General features: G+C 56.8%; 17 protein-coding genes. 16 read left to right on the forward strand and 1 reads right to left on the reverse strand.

Annotation, left to right across the window (positions count from 1 at the left end; genetic code table 11):
- The first annotated feature begins 69 nt into the window (after nt 1-69).
- A complete protein-coding gene (locus tag QMN93_RS04885) occupies nt 70-1,248 on the forward strand; it encodes an MFS transporter (RefSeq protein WP_064672898.1) in 1,179 nt (392 codons plus the stop codon).
- Nucleotides 1,249-1,332: 84 nt separating this feature from the next.
- Here QMN93_RS04885 and flk read toward each other — a convergent pair whose 3' ends face one another.
- Nucleotides 1,333-2,337: a flagella biosynthesis regulator Flk gene (gene flk, locus QMN93_RS04890; RefSeq protein WP_029740201.1), complete on the reverse strand. Its 1,005-nt coding sequence runs from the start codon at nt 2,335-2,337 to the stop codon at nt 1,333-1,335.
- Between the two features lie 113 nt (nt 2,338-2,450).
- On the opposite strand from flk, the gene pdxB reads away from it, so the two are divergent.
- From pdxB to hisP, 15 genes are all read left to right on the forward strand, one after another.
- Nucleotides 2,451-3,587, forward strand: a complete 1,137-nt coding sequence (pdxB, locus tag QMN93_RS04895; RefSeq protein ID WP_182383843.1) for a 4-phosphoerythronate dehydrogenase PdxB — start codon at nt 2,451-2,453, stop codon at nt 3,585-3,587.
- Nucleotides 3,588-3,654: 67 nt separating this feature from the next.
- Nucleotides 3,655-4,668 (forward strand): aspartate-semialdehyde dehydrogenase, encoded by a 1,014-nt coding sequence (locus QMN93_RS04900; RefSeq protein WP_039263237.1) that lies wholly within the window; start codon nt 3,655-3,657, stop codon nt 4,666-4,668.
- Nucleotides 4,668-5,480: a tRNA pseudouridine(38-40) synthase TruA gene (gene truA / locus QMN93_RS04905; protein WP_193139776.1), complete on the forward strand. Its 813-nt coding sequence runs from the start codon at nt 4,668-4,670 to the stop codon at nt 5,478-5,480. The genes QMN93_RS04900 and truA overlap by 1 nt, the downstream gene beginning before the upstream one ends.
- 28 nt (nt 5,481-5,508) lie before the next feature.
- A complete protein-coding gene (locus QMN93_RS04910) occupies nt 5,509-6,168 on the forward strand; it encodes a DedA family protein (RefSeq protein ID WP_039263236.1) in 660 nt (219 codons plus the stop codon).
- 154 nt (nt 6,169-6,322) lie between these two features.
- Nucleotides 6,323-7,228: an acetyl-CoA carboxylase, carboxyltransferase subunit beta gene (accD, locus tag QMN93_RS04915; protein WP_003861408.1), complete on the forward strand. Its 906-nt coding sequence runs from the start codon at nt 6,323-6,325 to the stop codon at nt 7,226-7,228.
- A 70-nt stretch (nt 7,229-7,298) separates the two neighbouring features.
- A complete protein-coding gene (gene folC, locus QMN93_RS04920; protein WP_182383842.1) occupies nt 7,299-8,567 on the forward strand; it encodes a bifunctional tetrahydrofolate synthase/dihydrofolate synthase in 1,269 nt (422 codons plus the stop codon).
- The gene (dedD, locus tag QMN93_RS04925) at nt 8,557-9,243 is read left to right on the forward strand and encodes a cell division protein DedD (protein WP_039263233.1); all 687 of its coding nucleotides are present in this window, start codon (nt 8,557-8,559) and stop codon (nt 9,241-9,243) included. The genes folC and dedD overlap by 11 nt, the downstream gene beginning before the upstream one ends.
- 228 nt (nt 9,244-9,471) lie before the next feature.
- Nucleotides 9,472-9,960, forward strand: coding sequence for a colicin V production protein (gene cvpA / locus QMN93_RS04930; protein WP_000262116.1), 489 nt, complete (start codon nt 9,472-9,474; stop codon nt 9,958-9,960).
- 33 nt (nt 9,961-9,993) lie between these two features.
- Nucleotides 9,994-11,511: an amidophosphoribosyltransferase gene (gene purF / locus QMN93_RS04935; RefSeq protein WP_024908947.1), complete on the forward strand. Its 1,518-nt coding sequence runs from the start codon at nt 9,994-9,996 to the stop codon at nt 11,509-11,511.
- 89 nt (nt 11,512-11,600) lie between these two features.
- Nucleotides 11,601-12,170, forward strand: a complete 570-nt coding sequence (locus QMN93_RS04940; protein ID WP_029740194.1) for a UbiX family flavin prenyltransferase — start codon at nt 11,601-11,603, stop codon at nt 12,168-12,170.
- 291 nt (nt 12,171-12,461) lie between these two features.
- Entirely contained in the window at nt 12,462-13,244 is a 783-nt protein-coding gene (argT, locus tag QMN93_RS04945) for a lysine/arginine/ornithine ABC transporter substrate-binding protein ArgT (RefSeq protein ID WP_182383841.1), read from the forward strand.
- A 226-nt stretch (nt 13,245-13,470) separates the two neighbouring features.
- Nucleotides 13,471-14,253, forward strand: coding sequence for a histidine ABC transporter substrate-binding protein HisJ (gene hisJ, locus QMN93_RS04950; protein ID WP_064672894.1), 783 nt, complete (start codon nt 13,471-13,473; stop codon nt 14,251-14,253).
- A gap of 88 nt (nt 14,254-14,341) precedes the next feature.
- Nucleotides 14,342-15,028: a histidine ABC transporter permease HisQ gene (locus QMN93_RS04955; protein ID WP_023336422.1), complete on the forward strand. Its 687-nt coding sequence runs from the start codon at nt 14,342-14,344 to the stop codon at nt 15,026-15,028.
- A complete protein-coding gene (locus QMN93_RS04960; protein ID WP_008502590.1) occupies nt 15,025-15,741 on the forward strand; it encodes an ABC transporter permease in 717 nt (238 codons plus the stop codon). The genes QMN93_RS04955 and QMN93_RS04960 overlap by 4 nt, the downstream gene beginning before the upstream one ends.
- An 8-nt stretch (nt 15,742-15,749) precedes the next feature.
- Nucleotides 15,750-16,523 carry a histidine ABC transporter ATP-binding protein HisP gene (hisP, locus tag QMN93_RS04965; protein ID WP_023312558.1) on the forward strand — a complete coding sequence of 258 codons (774 nt, stop codon included), beginning with the start codon at nt 15,750-15,752 and terminating at the stop codon, nt 16,521-16,523.
- Nucleotides 16,524-16,560: the final 37 nt, after the last annotated feature.

Genomic DNA, 16,560 nt, shown 5'->3' on the forward strand with positions numbered 1-16,560 from the left:
CTTAATCCTGATAATCAGGTAGAGGGGGCGTGGCATTTCCTCGCCTTACTCTTCATTTCGGAGTAAAGCATGACTGCAGTAACTCAAACAGAAACAACCCCTTCAGCGAACGTCTCGCTGTTCCGTATCGCTTTCGCGGTATTTCTGACCTATATGACCGTCGGCCTGCCGCTGCCGGTGATTCCGCTGTTCGTTCATCAGGAGCTGGGCTATGGCAACACCATGGTCGGCATTGCCGTGGGCATTCAGTTTTTAGCCACGGTATTGACCCGCGGTTACGCCGGACGGCTGGCGGATCAACACGGTGCAAAACGCTCGGCGCTACAGGGGATGTTTGCCTGTGGGCTGGCGGGCGGCGCATGGCTGCTGGCTGCTCTGCTGCCGGTAGACGCCGCGTATAAATTCGCGCTGCTGGTGCTGGGCCGTTTAATCCTTGGATTCGGTGAAAGCCAGCTGCTGACCGGCACCCTGACCTGGGGAATGGGGCTGGTGGGGCCGGCACGCTCCGGCAAGGTGATGTCCTGGAACGGTATGGCCATCTATGGCGCGCTGGCCGCAGGCGCACCGCTTGGGCTGCTGATCAATAGCCAGTTTGGGTTTGCGACGCTGGCTGCCACCACCATGGCTTTACCCCTGCTGGCGTGGGCGTTTAACGGCTCGGTGCGTAAAGTGCCCGCGCACAAAGGCGAGCGTCCTTCCCTGTGGAGCGTGGTTGGCCAAATCTGGCAGCCGGGTCTTGGCCTGGCGCTGCAGGGCGTGGGTTTTGCGGTGATTGGTACCTTCGTCTCGCTCTATTTTATGAGCCGCGGCTGGGCGATGGCCGGTTTTACGCTCACCGCGTTTGGCGGCGCGTTTGTGCTGATGCGCGTTTTCTTCGGCTGGATGCCGGATCGCTTTGGCGGCGTGAAGGTAGCGGTGGCGTCGCTGGTGATTGAAACCATCGGTCTGCTGCTGCTGTGGAATGCACCCGTGGCCTCCGTTGCGCTGCTTGGTGCGGCGCTGACCGGGTGCGGCTGTTCACTGATCTTCCCGGCCCTGGGCGTTGAAGTGGTGAAGCGCGTGGCCCCACAGGTGCGCGGTACGGCGCTGGGCGGCTATGCGGCCTTTCAGGATATCTCATACGGGGTAACCGGGCCGCTGGCCGGGGTGTTAGCCACCTCGTTTGGTTATCCGTCCGTCTTTCTGGCCGGTGCGGTTTCTGCAGTGGTTGGGATCGTGGTGACGCTGGTGGCGTTTCGCAGATCGTAGTTTTTGCCCGGTGGCGCTTCGCTTACCGGGCCTACAATCGCACTAGCCGTAGGCCGGGTAAGGTGAAGCCGCCACCCGGCAGTGTTAAGCAACCAGCCAGAAAATCGCCAGCGCAATCAGTAACGCAATAAACATCAATCCCGGACGCGCAGAGAGCGTTCTGAACGTCTCGACGACCGGCGCAAACAGCGGGCTGTAGATCGGCTGAATGTTTCTCACCTCCGGCACGCCGCCCTCGCGCTCGGCGCGGCGAACGAAGATTTGATTGAGCAGATCCTGCACCTGCGCGGTGGTCAGAACCGTTTGCGGCGTGGCCTGCCAGTTTTGCTGGGCGTAATCCCGAATGACTTCAAACTCGTGCGGCTCAAGCGGCTGCTTTAGTGCCGCCTGGACGGTATGCAGGGTTGGGGCATTCTGGGTGCTGAGCGTCTGGCGCGCCTGGAGCCAGGTCACCAGATGCGTAAACTGTTTGGCCGGGATCAGCTCACCCGCCTTCACGCCGGACAGCTCTAGCATGGATTGCCAGATAAGCTTCGTCGGTTCGCCGGTGGCCGCAGCCAGCTTCGTCACCATCTGCTTGAGCGTGTTGTGCTCGGCAGGCAGCAGCGGACGCTCGGTCGCCGGGCGCACCTGAGGTTGCGGGATAGACAGCTCGTTGTTCTGCAGCAGGGTCAGCACGGTTTTGAGCTGGTCGGGCGTCAGCTGGCCCAGCGCGGTCTGACCATACTGCTGGCGAATAAAATCGCTCACCGCCTGCCGGTTATTGCCCTGGCCCAGCAGCTCGGTCAGCTGAGCGACAATCTGGCGCGTGGTGTGGTTCTGCTGCGCGGTATTAATACGCTGGTTCAGGTTTTGCTCGGCCGCAGGGAAATGGCGCGACTGCAGCGGTGCGTCGTTCCTCACGCCTAAATCATGCTTTACCCCGGCCCAGACTTCCGCGTTTTGCTGTGAAGTCAGCGCAATCAGGCGCGTGATCAGTCGCTCCAGCACGGTGCGCTGTTGCGTGGATAGCGGTTGTTCACCGGCAACGTTTGGCGTGACGGGGCCTTCACCCGGAGGGCGTGGCGGCGTACCTGAAATGGGCTGCATCGTCAAAAATCCTTAAAGTCAAAACTCAGCGTAAACCAGGCATACATATATGCCTGGCGGCCAGATTATGGCACACTTGGCAGGTTTTCTTCCTCTCAAACAGGTACTCAGACGTGAAAATCCTCGTTGATGAAAATATGCCTTACGCCCGTGAGCTTTTTAGCCGCCTGGGTAACGTTAAGGCTGTCCCTGGTCGCCCGATCCCGGTCAACGAACTGGATGACGCAGACGCGCTGATGGTGCGCTCGGTGACCAAAGTAAATGAGGCGTTGCTCGCCGGTAAAGCGATTAAGTTTGTCGGAACCGCAACGGCAGGGACCGATCATGTGGATGATAAATGGCTGAAGCAGGCCGGAATCGGTTTTTCCGCCGCGCCGGGCTGTAACGCCATCGCCGTTGTGGAATACGTTTTCTCCTCCCTGCTGATGCTGGCCGAGCGCGACGGGTTTGCGCTGAAGGACCGCACCGTGGGGATTGTCGGCGTGGGTAACGTCGGCGGGCGCCTGCAAAAGCGCCTTGAAGCGTTAGGGATCCGCACGCTGCTGTGCGATCCGCCGCGTAAAGATAACGGCGATGACGGGGATTTCCGCTCGCTGGATGAGCTGGTTGAACAGTGTGACGTGCTGACGTTCCACACGCCGCTGTTTAAAGAGGGGCCGTATAAGTCGCTGCATCTTGCTGACGAGGCGCTGATCCGTCGTCTGAAGGCTGGCACTATTCTGATAAATGCCTGCCGTGGTCCGGTGGTAGATAACGCCGCGCTGCTGACATGCCTGAACGAAGGACAAGACCTCAGCGTGGTGCTGGACGTCTGGGAGCCGGAGCCGGATCTCGACGTTGAACTGCTTAACAAGGTAGATGTGGGCACGGCGCATATCGCCGGTTATACCCTCGAGGGGAAAGCGCGCGGCACGACGCAGGTCTTCGAAGCCTACAGCGCTTTTATCGGCCATCCGCAGCAGGTGGCGCTGGATACCTTACTCCCCGCGCCTGAATTTGGCCGCATTACCCTGCACGGTCCGCTCGATCAGGCAACGCTGAAAAGGCTGGTGCATTTGGTGTATGATGTGCGCCGCGATGATGCGCTGCTGCGTAAAGTGGCGGGGATCCCGGGTGAGTTTGATAAGCTGCGCAAGAACTACGTTGAGCGCCGCGAGTGGTCTTCCCTGTATGTAATATGCGACGACGCGTCGGCGGCGACGCTGCTGCATAAGCTGGGATTTAACGCCGTTCATCACCCGGCGCATTAATGTCTTCTTAATGCTCCCTGTCGGATACTCCGACAGGGACGCTTTTTTATTTCTGGAGTAAACCACCATGTCTGAAGGCTGGAACATTGCCATTTTAGGTGCCACGGGTGCCGTGGGCGAAGCCCTGCTCGAAACCCTTGCTGAGCGTCAGTTCCCGGTGGGCGATATCTATGCGCTGGCCCGTACCGACAGCGCAGGTGAGCATCTGCGTTTTAACGGTAAATCCGTCATGGTCCAGGACGCGGCCGCGTTCGACTGGACGCAGGCGCAGCTGGCGTTTTTCGCCGCGGGGGCTGAAGCGACGGCTGCGTACGTTGAAGAGGCGACCAACGCTGGCTGCCTGGTGATCGACCTGAGCGGTCTGTTCTCAATGGAGCCGGATGTGCCGCTGGTGGTGCCGGACGTGAACCCGTTTGTGCTGGCTGACTACCGCAACCGTAACGTCATTGCGGTTCCGAACAGCCTCACCAGCCAGCTGCTGACCGCGCTGAAACCGCTGATCGACGACGGCGGCCTGTCGCGCATTACCGTCACCAGCCTGCTGTCCGCGTCTGCGAACGGCAAAAAGGCCGTTGACGCCCTGGCCGGGCAGAGCGCGAAGCTGCTGAACGGTATCCCGATTGACGAAGATGATTTCTTTGGCCGCCAGCTGGCGTTCAACATGCTGCCGCTGCTGCCGGACCGCGAAGGGTCTGTACGCGAAGAGCGTCGTATCGTCGATGAAGTGCGCAAAATTCTGCAGGACGATGGCCTGATGATTTCCGCGAACGTCGTGCAGTCTCCGGTCTTCTACGGCCACGCGCAGATGGTCGGCTTTGAAGCCCTCCGTCCGCTGGCGGCTGAAGAGGCGCGCGACGCGTTTGGCCGCGGTGAAGACATCGTGCTCTCTGAAGAGAGCGAGTTTCCGACGCAGGTTGGCGATGCCACCGGCAGCGCGCATCTTTCCGTTGGCTGCGTGCGTAACGATTACGGGATGCCGGAGCAGGTTCAGTTCTGGTCCGTTGCCGATAACGTTCGCTTCGGCGGCGCGCTGATGGCGGTCAAAATCGCTGAAAAACTGGTGCAGGAGTACCTGTACTGATGTCAGACGTGGAACAAAAGCCGGTCCATAGAATTGCTCTCGGAATTGAGTACGATGGCAGTAAATATTATGGCTGGCAGCGTCAGAACGAGGTGCGCAGCGTCCAGGAGAAGCTGGAGAAAGCGCTCTCTCAGGTGGCAAACGAGCCGATTAACGTCCTGTGCGCGGGACGTACGGACGCGGGAGTTCACGGCACGGGGCAGGTGGTGCACTTTGAAACCACCGCCGTGCGTAAGGATGCCGCCTGGACGCTGGGTGTAAATGCGAATTTGCCTGGTGACATTGCGGTGCGTTGGGTAAAAGCTGTGCCGGATGATTTTCACGCGCGCTTCAGCGCCACGGCGCGTCGCTACCGTTATGTCATCTACAACCAGCGCCTGCGTCCGGCGGTGTTAAGCCAGGGCGTCACGCATTTTTATGAACCGCTTGATGCAGAACGTATGCATCAAGCGGCGCAGTGTCTGATTGGTGAAAATGACTTTACGTCGTTTCGTGCGGTGCAGTGTCAGTCCCGCACGCCGTGGCGCAACGTCATGCACATAAACGTCAGCCGTTTTGGCGCGTATGTGGTGGTGGATATCAAAGCCAATGCCTTTGTACATCATATGGTTAGGAATATTGTGGGCAGCCTGATGGAAGTGGGTGCCGGACACCAGCCGGAGAGCTGGATTGCAGACCTGCTGGCAGCGAAGGACAGAACGCTTGCGGCAGCCACGGCGAAAGCGGAAGGATTGTATCTGGTCTCAGTAGACTATCCGGATCGATTTGACCTGCCGAAACCGCCAATGGGCCCGCTGTTTTTAGCGGACTAAACAAAGGTGCAATTAGGGCTTAGACAATATGGACGTAATACGTTTTCTGATTGATTTCATTCTGCATATTGATGTTCACCTGGCGGAGCTGGTCGCGCAGTATGGCGTCTGGGTTTACGCCATTCTGTTCCTCATTCTGTTTTGTGAAACCGGTCTGGTCGTTACCCCATTCCTGCCAGGGGATTCACTGCTGTTCGTTGCCGGGGCGCTATCGGCGTTACCCACTAACGATCTGAACGTGCATCTTATGGTTGTGCTGATGGTGATTGCCGCCATTGTCGGTGATGCGGTCAACTATACGATTGGACGGGTGTTCGGTGAGCGGCTTTTCAGCAATCCTGATTCGAAAATTTTCCGTCGCAGCTATTTAGATAAAACCCATGCGTTTTATGAACGCCATGGCGGGAAAACCATTATCCTTGCGCGTTTTGTGCCTATTGTGCGCACATTTGCACCGTTTGTGGCGGGAATGGGGCATATGTCCTATCGTCATTTTGCGGCATACAACGTGGTTGGCGCGCTGCTATGGGTACTGCTGTTTACCTACGCAGGCTATCTGTTTGGCGATCTCCCGGTGGTGCAGGAAAACCTTAAGTTACTGATTGTAGCGATTATTGTGCTTTCCGTACTGCCTGGCGTTATCGAAATCATTCGTCACAAACGTGCGGCGGCAAAACAAGCGAAGTAAATGCACACTGGCGGTTCGACCACTTTTTTATCCAAAGTTTCGGGCTGTTATGTTTTAATGTGCAACATTCATGGTCTGTTGGAGGCAAAAATGGCATTATTCGCCTCTTATAGCAAAACTGGCATACGACCAGGTTCAGGCAGAAAGGTTATCAATGAGCTGGATTGAACGAATTAAAAGCAACATTACCCCAACGCGCAAAGCGAGCATTCCTGAAGGGGTATGGACGAAGTGTGATAGCTGCGGTCAGGTTCTGTATCGCGCAGAGCTGGAGCGCAACCTTGAGGTGTGTCCGAAATGTGACCACCATATGCGTATGTCGGCGCGCAACCGCCTGCATAGCCTGCTGGACGAAGGCTCTCTGGTAGAGCTGGGTAGCGAACTCGAGCCAAAAGACGTGCTGAAGTTCCGCGATTCCAAAAAATACAAAGATCGTCTGGCCTCTGCACAGAAAGAGACCGGCGAGAAAGACGCGCTGATCGTCATGAAAGGCACCCTGCATGAGATGCCGGTTGTCGCCGCTGCCTTTGAGTTCTCCTTTATGGGCGGCTCAATGGGCTCCGTGGTCGGTGCGCGCTTCGTGCGTGCCGTTGAGCAGGCGCTGGAAGACAACTGTCCGCTGATCTGCTTCTCAGCCTCCGGCGGCGCGCGTATGCAGGAAGCGCTGATGTCGCTGATGCAGATGGCGAAAACCTCTGCTGCGCTGGCGAAAATGCAGGAGCGCGGTCTTCCGTACATCTCCGTGCTGACCGACCCAACCATGGGCGGCGTCTCCGCGAGCTTCGCGATGCTGGGCGACCTGAACATCGCTGAGCCAAAAGCGCTGATCGGCTTTGCGGGTCCTCGCGTTATCGAGCAAACCGTTCGTGAAAAACTGCCGCCGGGCTTCCAGCGCAGTGAGTTCCTCATTGAGAAAGGCGCTATCGATATGATCGTCCGCCGTCCGGAAATGCGCCTGAAGCTGGCGAGCATTCTGGCGAAGCTGATGAATCTGCCAGCGCCGAACCCGGATGAGCCGCGCGAAGGCGTGGTGGTACCGGATCAGGAACCCGAGGCCTGATAACTGAAAAGGGCAGGGCCGCTTGGCGCTGCCCTTTTGCTTTCTAATCTGTTAATGACAACCGGGCATTATGGAAAATAAAAGCATTCCCCAAGCCACGTCGCCCCTGGCCGCGTGGCTTTCTTATCTGGAAAACCTGCACAGTAAAACCATCGATATGGGGCTTGAGCGCGTAAGCCAGGTCGCCGCGCGTCTTGATGTGCTCAAACCGGCACCTTTCGTGTTCACCGTCGCGGGTACCAACGGTAAAGGCACCACCTGCCGCACGCTGGAATCTGTCCTGATGGCCGCGGGTTACAGGGTAGGCGTTTACAGCTCTCCACACCTGGTCCGCTACACCGAGCGGGTTCGCGTGCAGAACAGCGAGCTGCCGGAGTCGGCGCATACGGCGTCGTTCGCGGAAATTGAAGCCGCGCGCGGTGAGATCTCATTAACCTATTTTGAATACGGCACCCTGTCGGCTCTGTGGCTGTTCAAACAGGCGCAGCTGGATGTGGTGATTCTTGAGGTTGGCCTCGGCGGACGTCTTGATGCGACCAATATGGTGGATGCGGACGTGGCGGTGGTCACCAGCATCGCGCTGGACCATATCGACTGGCTGGGACCGGATCGTGAAAGCATTGGCCGCGAGAAGGCCGGTATTTTCCGGGCGAATAAACCCGCCGTGGTCGGCGAGCCGGACATGCCGCACACCATTGCTGACGTGGCAAATGAGAAGGGCGCGCGTCTGCTGCGCCGCGGCGTTGACTGGCAGTATGAGGTTCAGGATAACGGCTGGCGCTTTAGCGATGCCCAGGGCGCGCTGGACAATCTGCCGCTGCCGCAGGTGCCGCAGCCGAACGCGGCAACCGCGCTGGCGGCACTGCGCGCCAGCGGCCTCGTGGTCAGCGAGCAGGCAATTCGTGACGGCATTCAGAGCGCAATTCTGCCCGGGCGTTTCCAGATTGTCAGCGAGTCACCGCGCCTGATTCTGGACGTGGCGCATAACCCGCATGCAGCGGCGTATCTCGCGGGACGTCTCAAATCGTTACCAAAAACCGGGCGCGTGCTGGCGGTTATCGGTATGCTTCATGATAAAGATATCGGCGGGACGCTGGCCTGCATGGAGACTGTGGTCGATAGCTGGTATTGTGCTCCTCTGGAGGGGCCGCGCGGCGCGACGGCTGAGCAATTGATGGAACATCTCGGCAAAGGCGCAATCTATAGTAGCGTGGCTCAGGCCTGGCATGCCGCGATGGCGGATGCTAAACCAGAAGATACCGTGCTGGTGTGTGGTTCATTCCACACGGTGGCACATGTCATGGAAGTGATGGACGCGGGGAGAACCGGTGGCGAGTAAGTTTCAGAACCGTTTAACAGGAACCATTGTGCTGGTCGCGCTCGGGGTGATTATTCTCCCGGGTCTGCTCGACGGGCAGAAAAAGCATTATCAGGACGAGTTTGCCGCTATTCCGCTGGTGCCGAAACCGGGTGACCGCGATGAGCCGGATATGCTGCCAGCGGCGACGCAGGCGCTGCCTGCTCAGCCGCCGGAAGGTGCGGCGGAAGAGGTGCGTGCAGGCGATGCCGCCGCACCGTCGCTCGATCCGTCTCGTCTGGCGGCAGCGAGCAGCAGCGATATCGATCCGGTGCCGGTAGAGCAGCCTAAACCCGTTGAAAAACCGAAGCCGGTTGAGAAGCCGCAGCCGAAACCGCAGCGGGATAAAGCTGCAGAGCAGCTGGCTGCCGCATCAGAAACCCCACCGCCGGCAAAACAAGACGCTGCACCGACCGGAAAAGCGTACGTTGTGCAGCTCGGCGCGCTGAAAAACGCCGACAAAGTTAACGAGGTCGTGAGCAAACTGCGCAGTGCGGGATATCGTGTTTACACTTCACCTTCCACGCCGGTGCAGGGTAAAATTACCCGTATCCTCGTGGGGCCAGAAGCGTCCAAAGATAAGCTTAAAGGTTCGCTCGGCGAGCTGAAGCAGATCTCCGGCCTGAGCGGTGTGGTGATGGGCTACAGCGCGAACTGATAAGATCTTACCCAACCTCGGAGTGGTTTGCTCCCTCTCCCTTGAGGGAGAGGGCCGGGGTGAGGGGGAGCAGACGTCCACAGAGACGTCAAATGGACCGTGGCGTTGAACATTTTTTCAGCGCCTTTTTTATTTACGCGCGGGAAGGAAATCCCTACGCAAACGTTTTCTTTTTCTGTTAGAATTCGCCCCGAACTGGATGACAGGGCGTTAAATCGTGGGACACATATGGTCTGGATTGATTACGCCATCATTGCGGTGATTGGTTTTTCCTGTCTGGTTAGCCTGATCCGTGGCTTTGTTCGTGAAGCGTTATCGCTGGTAACCTGGGGTTGTGCTTTCTTTGTTGCCAGTCATTACTACACTTACCTGTCTGTCTGGTTCACGGGCTTTGAAGATGAACTGGTCCGAAACGGAATTGCCATCGCGGTGCTGTTTATCGCAACGCTGATTGTCGGCGCTATCGTGAATTACGTGATAGGTCAGCTGGTCGAGAAAACCGGTCTGTCAGGAACGGACAGGGTGCTCGGGATCTGTTTCGGGGCGTTACGAGGCGTGCTGATTGTGGCCGCGATCCTGTTCTTCCTGGATACCTTCACCGGGTTCTCCAAAAGCGAAGACTGGCAGAAATCGCAGCTCATTCCAGAGTTCAGCTTCATCATCAGATGGTTCTTTGACTATCTGCAAAGCTCGTCGAGTTTTTTGCCCAGGGCATAAACCCTGAGATGTGGCTTAACGAGGAAAAGACGAATGTGCGGTATTGTCGGTATCGCCGGTTTCATGCCGGTAAACCAGTCGATTTATGACGCGTTAACGGTGCTTCAGCACCGTGGGCAGGATGCTGCGGGTATCATCACCATTGATGCAAACAACTGCTTCCGTTTACGCAAGGCGAATGGCCTGGTAAACGATGTGTTTGAAGCCCGCCATATGCAGCGTCTGCAAGGTAATATGGGGATCGGTCACGTTCGTTATCCTACTGCTGGCAGTTCCAGCGCCTCTGAGGCACAGCCTTTCTACGTCAACTCACCGTATGGCATCACCCTTGCTCATAACGGCAACCTGACCAACGCGCATGAGCTGCGTAAAAAGCTGTTCGAAGAGAAACGTCGCCACATTAACACCACCTCTGATTCTGAAATTCTGCTCAATGTGTTCGCCAGCGAGCTGGATAACTTCCGTCACTACCCGCTGGAAGCAGACAACATCTTTGCTGCGATTGCCGCGACCAACCGCCAGATCCGCGGCGCGTACGCCTGCGTAGCGATGATCATTGGTCACGGCATGGTTGCCTTCCGCGATCCAAACGGCATTCGTCCCCTGGTGCTCGGCAAGCGCGACCTTGGCGATGGCCGTACCGAATATATGGTTGCCTCTGAGAGCGTGGCGCTGGATACCCTGGGCTTTGAGTTCCTGCGCGACGTTGCGCCGGGCGAAGCGGTTTATATCACCGAGAAGGGCCAGCTGTTTACCCGCCAGTGTGCCGATAACCCGGTCAGCAACCCGTGCCTGTTTGAATACGTTTACTTTGCCCGCCCGGATTCCTTCATCGACAAGATTTCCGTCTACAGCGCGCGCGTCAACATGGGCACCAAGCTGGGCGAGAAGATTGCCCGCGAGTGGGACGATCTCGACATCGATGTGGTTATTCCTATTCCGGAAACCTCCTGCGATATCGCGCTGGAGATCGCCCGCATTCTGGACAAGCCATACCGTCAGGGCTTCGTGAAGAACCGCTACGTTGGCCGCACCTTTATCATGCCGGGCCAGCACCTGCGCCGTAAGTCCGTGCGCCGCAAGCTCAACGCCAACCGCGCGGAATTCCGCGACAAGAACGTGCTGCTGGTGGATGACTCCATCGTTCGCGGCACCACCTCTGAGCAGATTATCGAGATGGCGCGCGAAGCGGGTGCGAAGAAAGTTTACCTGGCCTCTGCAGCGCCGGAGATTCGCTTCCCGAACGTGTACGGCATCGATATGCCAACCGCCAACGAGCTGATCGCTCACGGCCGTGAAGTGGATGAAATTCGCCAGATCATCGGTGCCGACGGCCTGATTTTCCAGGATCTAAACGATCTCATCGACGCGGTGCGTGCCGAGAACCCGGAAATCCAGCAGTTTGAATGTTCCGTGTTCAACGGTATTTACGTGACCAAAGACGTTGACCAGCAGTACCTCGACTATCTTGATTCTCTGCGCAACGACGATGCGAAAGCCGTTCAGATGCAGAACGATCTTGAAAGCTTAGAGATGCACAACGAAGGTTGATGCTCCGGCAGGTGAGGGCGAATGCCCTCACTTGCAACTCCCCGCAAAATCCTGCACAGTCTGCCCTGAAATCAGTAAGGGCGAAAATCATGAAACGACTCATTGTTGGGCTCAGCGGCGCCAGCGGCGCGATTTACGGCGTACGTCTGTTACAGGTTCTGCGTAACGTGGCGGAAGTCGAGACCCATCTGGTGATGAGCCAGGCGGCACGGCAGACCCTCTCTCTGGAAACCGATCTCTCCCTGCGCGATGTTCAGGCACTGGCGGACGTGGTTCACGATGCCCGTGATATCGCCGCCAGCATCTCCTCAGGCTCGTTTAAAACGGCCGGCATGGTTATCCTGCCCTGTTCGATTAAAACGCTCTCCGGCATTGTGAACAGCTATACCGACACCCTGGTGACGCGCGCGGCGGATGTGGTGCTGAAGGAGCGTCGTCCTCTGGTGCTCTGCGTGCGGGAAACGCCGCTGCATCTCGGCCATCTGCGTTTAATGACCCAGGCCGCCGAGCTTGGGGCCATCATCATGCCGCCGGTTCCGGCGTTTTATCATCGCCCGACCTCGCTGGACGACGTGATTAATCAGACCGTCAACCGCGTGCTGGATCAGTTTGACATCGACCTGCCTGAAGATCTCTTCACCCGCTGGCAAGGGGCCTGAATCTGTGCACAAACAGAGTGCATGAAAAGAGACGTTGCCCTGGTTCAGGGCAATTATGCAACGGCGATCATATCCTCGACATTTAATTCGTTTTTTCCCTTTTTCTCTTTCCGGTTCGTTCGGCAGACCTGCTATCTTTCACCATTAAGGCAATATCGCAACGTTTTATTAACATATTTAACGTCGAAGTTTTGACCAGACGGCAATGTGGCATAAGACCTGCAAGATGAAGCCTGCAACACAACACACAACACAATACATAATAAAATCACGGTACTTGAGGGTAAATGTATGAAGAAGACGGTTCTGGCTCTGTCTTTGCTCGTGGGGTTAAGTGCGGCAGCAAGTAGCTACGCAGCGCTTCCACAGACGGTTCGTATCGGTACAGACGCAACCTACGCGCCATTCTCTTCCAAGGATGCGAAAGGCGATTTCGTGGGGTTTGATATCGATCTGGGAAATGAAATGTGCAAACGCATTGCGGTGAAATGCACATGGGTGGGCAGCGACTTTGACGCGTTAATCCCGTCGCTGAAAGCCAAGAAAATCGACGCCATTATCTCTTCTCTTTCCATCACCGAAAAACGCCAGCAGGAGATTGCCTTCTCTGACAAGCTCTACGCCGCGGATTCTCGCCTGATTGCGCCGAAAGGCTCCCCGATTAAGCCCACCATCGACTCGCTGAAAGGCAAGCATGTTGGCGTGCTTCAGGGGTCGACGCAGGAAGGTTATGCCAATGCGACCTGGCGTGAGAAGGGCGTAGACGTGGTGGCTTACCAGAACCAGGATCTGATTTACTCTGACCTGGCCGCAGGCCGTCTGGATGCGGCATTCCAGGATGAAGTCGCCGCGAGCGAAGGCTTCCTGAAACAGCCTGCGGGTAAAGACTATGCGTTTGCGGGCCCGTCGGTAAAAGACAAAAAATACTTTGGTGACGGCACCGGTATTGGCCTGCGTAAGGATGATACCGAGCTGAAAGCCGCCTTCGACAAAGCCTTTGCAGAGCTGCGTAAAGACGGGACTTACGACAAACTGGCGAAGAAATACTTCGACTTCAACGTATACGGTGAATAATGCCTGACGCTAACGCACCGCAAAGGTGCGTTCCGGGAGCGGTTGACCCAATGCGGTGCATTTATTGCACCGTATTGGATCGCTTTGTGCATACTTACGCATTTATAATGCAAAAATTCCCGCCTTAAGGGCATTAGTCTTTGCCTGAAAGAGTGGATTAATGGCACATTAGCACCACCCCGTCGTCGTAAAAATCCCGTATGAAGACAGTTTGTTGAGGACAAATATGAAAAAACTCGTGTTGTCACTATCTCTGGTGCTGGCCTTTTCCAGCGCCACCGCGGCATTCGCAGCCATTCCGCAGAAAATTCGGATTGGTACCGATCCAACCTATGCGCCGTTCGAATCGAAGAATTCAAAGGGTGAACTGGTCGGTTTTGACATCGATCTGGCCAATGAGCTGTGCAAACGCATCAAAGTACAGTGTACCTACGTTGAGAACCCGCTGGATGCGCTGATCCCGTCCCTGAAAGCGAAAAAAATCGACGTGATTATGTCCTCGCTCTCCATCACCGAAAAACGCCAGCAGGAGATTGCCTTCACCGACAAACTCTACGCGGCCGATTCTCGTCTGGTGGTGGCTAAAGCTTCTGACATTCAGCCAACGCTGGAGTCCCTGAAAGGCAAACGCGTCGGCGTGCTGCAGGGCACCACGCAGGAAACCTACGGCAACGAACACTGGGCGCCGAAGGGGATTGAAATCGTCTCCTATCAGGGCCAGGAAAATATCTACGCTGACCTGACGGCAGGCCGAATTGATGCGGCATTCCAGGATGAAGTCGCGGCAAGCGAAGGCTTCCTGAAAACGCCGGTGGGTAAAGATTACAAGTTTGGCGGCCCGTCCATTAAGGACGTGAAGTTGTTTGGTGTGGGCACCGGCATGGGCCTGCGCAAAGAAGACAACGAGCTGCGTGAGGCGCTGAACAAAGCGTTTGCTGAAATGCGTGCTGACGGTACCTACGACAAGCTGGCGAAAAAGTACTTTGATTTTAATGTTTACGGCGGCTAATCGCCCCGTCAAATAACGTGCGGCCCCTCCCGGTGCGGGAGGGGAAAAGACACGGTTCCACCACTCACGATACGACAGGGCTCGCGGTATGCTGTACGGATTTTCTGGCGTTATTTTACAGGGCGCGCTTGTCACCCTTGAGCTGGCTATCAGCTCCGTGGTGCTGGCGGTGCTGATAGGTCTGGCAGGCGCAGGGGCGAAGCTTTCGGCTAACAAACCGCTGGCGCTTATTTTTGAAGGCTACACCACGCTTATTCGCGGGGTTCCCGATCTGGTGCTGATGCTGCTTATCTTTTACGGTCTGCAGATTGCGCTGAACAGCGTAACGGACGCGATGGGCATGGGACAAATTGATATAGACCCGATGGTGGCCGGTATTATTACCCTCGGTTTTATCTACGGTGCCTACTTCACCGAAACCTTCCGCGGTGCCTACATGGCCGTTCCGAAAGGCCACATTGAGGCGGCAACCGCATTTGGTTTTACCTCTTCACAAACGTTTCGTCGGATTATGTTCCCGGCCATGATGCGCTATGCGCTGCCGGGCATCGGCAACAACTGGCAGGTTATCCTCAAAGCCACCGCGCTGGTCTCGCTGCTCGGTCTGGAAGACGTCGTGAAAGCGACTCAGCTGGCGGGCAAGAGCACCTGGGAGCCGTTCTACTTTGCGGTGGTCTGCGGCGTGATTTATCTGGTCTTTACGACCGCCTCCAATGGTGTGCTGCTTCTGCTCGAGCGTCGCTACTCCGTGGGTGTGAAGAGGGCTGACCTGTGATTGAGATTATTCAGGAATACTGGAAATCGCTGCTGTGGACGGATGGCTACCGCTTTACCGGCGTGGCGATTACGCTCTGGCTGCTGATCTCCTCCGTGGTGATGGGCGGCATTCTGGCGGTGTTTCTTGCCATTGGCCGCGTGTCGAACAATAAATTTATCCAGTTCCCGATCTGGCTGTTTACCTACGTGTTCCGCGGTACGCCGCTGTACGTGCAGCTGCTGGTGTTCTATTCGGGGATGTATACGCTTGAGATCGTAAAAGGCACTGAGATGCTGAATGCGTTCTTCCGCAGCGGCCTGAACTGTACGGTGCTGGCGTTGACGCTCAACACCTGCGCCTACACCACCGAGATTTTCGCCGGGGCAATTCGCTCTGTCCCTTACGGTGAGATTGAAGCGGCGCGCGCGTACGGCTTTTCCTCGGTGAAACTTTATCGCTGCATTATTCTGCCGTCGGCACTGCGTATCGCGTTACCGGCGTACAGTAACGAAGTGATTTTGATGCTGCACTCCACCGCGCTCGCCTTTACCGCGACGGTGCCGGATCTGCTCAAAATCGCGCGCGATATTAACTCCGCGACCTATCAGCCGTTTACCGCGTTTGGCATTGCGGCGGTGCTCTATTTAATTATCTCTTATGTTCTGATTAGCCTGTTCCGTAAGGCTGAAAAACGCTGGTTGCAGCATATAAAACCTTCTTCGACGCACTGAGAAAGATGATGGCTGAGAACAAATTAAACGTTATTGATTTGCACAAACGCTACGGCGAACATGAAGTGCTGAAAGGGGTGTCGCTGCAGGCGAATGCGGGCGACGTGATCAGTATTATCGGCTCATCCGGCTCGGGTAAAAGTACCTTCCTGCGCTGCATTAACTTCCTCGAAAAGCCGAGCGAAGGCTCGATTGTGGTGAGCGGGCAGAATATTAACCTGGTCCGTGACAAAGACGGCCAGCTGAAGGTCGCGGATAAACACCAGCTGCGACTGCTGCGTACGCGCCTGACGATGGTGTTCCAGCACTTCAACCTCTGGAGCCACATGACGGTGCTGGAGAACGTGATGGAAGCGCCGATTCAGGTGCTGGGCCTGAGCAAGCAGGAAGCCCGCGAGCGTGCGGTGAAATACCTGGCGAAAGTGGGTATCGACGAGCGCCAGCAGATGAAATACCCGGTACATCTCTCCGGCGGTCAGCAGCAACGTGTCTCCATCGCGCGCGCGCTGGCGATGGAGCCCGAGGTGCTGCTGTTCGACGAACCGACCTCCGCGCTGGACCCTGAACTCGTTGGCGAAGTGCTGCGCATCATGCAGAAGCTGGCCGAAGAGGGCAAAACGATGGTGGTGGTGACGCACGAGATGGGCTTCGCCCGTAACGTCTCGAACCACGTTATCTTCCTGCATCAGGGGAAAATTGAAGAGCAGGGCCACCCGGACGAGGTGCTGGCGAACCCGCAAAGCCCGCGCCTGCAGCAGTTCCTGAAAGGGTCGTTGAAGTAGGTTTTGCCTTTCCCCCTCTCCCTGTGGGAGAGGGGCG

It is taken from the genome of Enterobacter sp. R-1.6.2, from assembly GCF_035064085.1.
In the GTDB taxonomy this organism is placed as follows: domain Bacteria; phylum Pseudomonadota; class Gammaproteobacteria; order Enterobacterales; family Enterobacteriaceae; genus Enterobacter; species Enterobacter asburiae_B.